Raw genomic sequence first — 2961 nt, 5'->3', positions numbered from 1 at the left:
ATCTTTTTCGCGCGGCGGCCCGCATGGGCGCCATCGCCGCCGGCGCCGACACGGGACTGACGGATCGCCTCGGGGACTTCGGCTCGCACCTCGGCGTCGCATTCCAGATCATTGACGACATCCTGGACGCGCCCGACGGCCGCCCCGGCAAGCCCAACGAGCTCTCCTGCCTGCATACCCTCACACCCGACCAGGCGCGCGCGCAGGCCGCCAGCCTCACCGCCGCCGCCTGCGCGTGTCTGCGCGATCTTCCCGGACCGGTCGAGCCGCTCGACGCCCTCGCGCGGGACATGCTGGGGAGGCTGTTTTGAATCTCCGTGACAACGACGCCGTGATTGAAAACCCCACAGGCCACCGTTCCTATGCGCTCCATCCGAATTGAACTCCCCGGGCAACCCGACATCGACGTGGACGCGGGGACGCCCGTGCGCGATGTCCTGCCGCCGATCGCCGCCGACGGCCTGCCGGTCGTCGGCGCGATGGTCAACAACGACGCCGTCTCTCTGGGCTTCCCCCTGATCGCCCACGCCCAGGTCACGCCCCTCACGGCCGCGGACAACCACGGCTGGCGGATCATCCGCTGGTCGTTGAGCTTCCTCCTCGGCAAGGCGTTTCACACGGCCTTCCCGTCCGTGCCCTACCGGGTTCATCACTCCATGGGCAACGGCCTGTTCTGCACGGCCGACTGGCCGGACGGCGCCGATGCCGTCGCCAACGTGGCCGGGGTCAAGGCGGAGATGCAGGCGCTCATCGCGGCCGACACGCCCATGGATTACGACATTGTCTCGTATGCCGACGCCCTTCGCCTCTTCGAATCGTCCCGGCAGTATGACAAGCTCCATCTGCTGAATCACCGCAACCCGCCCTATGTCGCGATCATTCGCTGCGGCCAGTTCTTCGATCTCGCCCAGGAGCCGATCGTCCACCGCGCCGGCCTGCTGCAACCGTTCGACCTGATCCCCTACGAGAGCGGACTGGTGTTGCGGCTGCCGATGCGCGCCAACCCGCGGGTGCTGGGCGACTGGTCGCCGAACCCCAAGCTGTTCGCCGTCTATCAGGAGCACATCGCCTGGGGGCGCATTCTCGGCGTCACCTCGGTCGGGCGTCTCAACCTCCTGGTTGGGCGCGACGGCATTGACGATTTCATCCAGACCGCCGAGGCGCTGCACGAGAAGAAGCTCGCCCGGATCGCCGCGCAGATCGCCGGACGGCCGCGCGAGGTCCGGCTGATTCTGGTCGCCGGCCCCTCCTCCGCCGGCAAGACCACCTTCTCCAAGCGGCTTTGCACGCACCTGCGCGTCAACGGCCTGCAGCCGTTGCTGATCTCGACCGACGATTATTTCGTGGGCGACGATCTCAATCCGCGCGACGCCGGCGGCAACCTCGATTACGAGCACATCGAATCCATGGACCTGCGCCGGCTCAACGGCGATATCGCCGCCCTGCTCGACGGGCGCGAGATCCATCCGCGCGCCTTCGACTTCAAGAAGAAGCAGGGCTACGACCGCAGCGAGCCGGTCCGGCTCGCCGACGCCGGGGTCATCGTCATGGAGGGGATTCACTGCCTCAATCCGAAGCTCACCGCCGACATCGGCGAGGCCCGCAAGTTCCTGGTGTACGTGAGCGCGCTGACGCAACTCGGCATTGACAGCAACAGCCGCATCGCGACCACGGACAACCGCCTGATCCGGCGGATGGTCCGGGACAACGCCCACCGCGGCTACTCCGCCCTCGCGACGCTGCGGCGCTGGCCATCGGTCCTGCACGGCGAGAAGCGGTGGATCTTCCCCTTTCAGAACCGGGCCGACGCCATGTTCAACTCGGCGCTCGATTACGAGCTGGCCGTGCTCAAGCCGCTGGCCATCCCCCTGCTCAACCAGATCAAGGCGACCGATCCCGAGTTCGCGGAGGCGCGCCGCATCTCCGGCTTCCTGCAGAACTTCGTGGACCTGCCCGAGACCGCCGTTCCCGGCTACTCGATCCTCCGCGAATACATCGGCGGCTCGCAGTTGAAATACTGAGGCGCTTGAAAACCCGATGGCCCCAATGCCCTCAGATGCTTGAAGGCCTCGCGGCGAATTGCCGGGCAAGACCGTCAAGCGTCATGTTGTCCGCGATGGCGTCGTGGGGAATGAGGACGTATTGCCAGGGCTTGCCTCCGTGGATCTTCGCGTGAGCCGTGGCGTTCCGGCACCAGGTCTCGGCAACCTCTTTCTTGGCCTGAACGGCGGCGTCTTGAAGCTCGCTCTTGTCCTTGGGTTCGAGCATGTAGATCGCCGACGGCGTCTCGGCCACAAAGTCGGGCTGGTACTCGGGCTGGTCGGCGCCGGACTGGTAGTAGATTTGGAACTGACCCTTTCTCGGCCGGAACCATTTCTCGGTGTCGCGCTCCAAAATGACGGCAAGTTTGCGCTCCGGGTCGGAATGAAACTTCTCGGCGTCATACAGGCATTTTTTGAAGCCGGCGAACACGTACCTCGGCATGTTGCTCTTGTCTCTTGGCGAGTCGCGGAAATCCATGACCGGAGCGCTGGCATCGGTGGTGTACGCGCTGCTGGGTTTTAGCTCGGTGAAGCCCTTGCTGACGCACACCTCGTAGGCAGCGGCATCCTCCCAGTAGTGCTCCTGCATCTGCGCATGGACAAAACGGGCGATGTCGCGCTGGTAGCAGCGCAGAACCTTGCGCACCTCGTTCTCGTCCTTCAGGTAGGACTGAAGATGGCTGACAACCTGGCCGGCGAAATCGTACAACAGGTCGGCATGGGCATCGTAGGAGATATCGTCGAAGTCCACCAGACCGCCGACCACGTAGTCTTCCAGGCGGGCCTCGTCAGGACCGGCCCTGCCCATGGCGATGATGTCCACCTGGTCGGTGCGGAGATGCCTGGCCCAGAGTTCGTCGGACACCGGCGGGTAGCTCATGGCGTCCAGCTTGAGGTCGAAGCGCTTGAAACCCGAACG

Annotated in this window: 2 protein-coding genes; both read left to right on the top strand. The window is 65.1% G+C overall.

The window, feature by feature from the left end; all coding sequences use genetic code 11:
* A partial coding sequence (locus tag FJ222_12510) for a polyprenyl synthetase family protein (GenBank protein MBM4165244.1) occupies window positions 1-311 on the top strand: 311 nt, incomplete at its 5' end.
* 51 nt (window positions 312-362) lie between these two features.
* Window positions 363-2021, top strand: a complete 1659-nt coding sequence (locus FJ222_12505; GenBank protein MBM4165243.1) for a nucleoside kinase — start codon at window positions 363-365, stop codon at window positions 2019-2021.
* Window positions 2022-2961: the final 940 nt, after the last annotated feature.

The sequence above is a fragment of the Lentisphaerota bacterium genome (genome assembly GCA_016873675.1).
Taxonomy (GTDB): domain Bacteria; phylum Verrucomicrobiota; class Kiritimatiellia; order RFP12; family JAAYNR01; genus VGWG01.
The sequence above is the reverse complement of the archived record's forward strand: the minus strand, read 5'-3'. Positions and strand labels throughout refer to the sequence as shown.

Bases quoted from the DNA above. Each gene is read 5' to 3' on its own strand.
- FJ222_12505 (MBM4165243.1), top strand. From the start codon at position 363: ATGCGCTCCATCCGAATTGAACTCCCCGGGCAACCCGACATCGACGTG.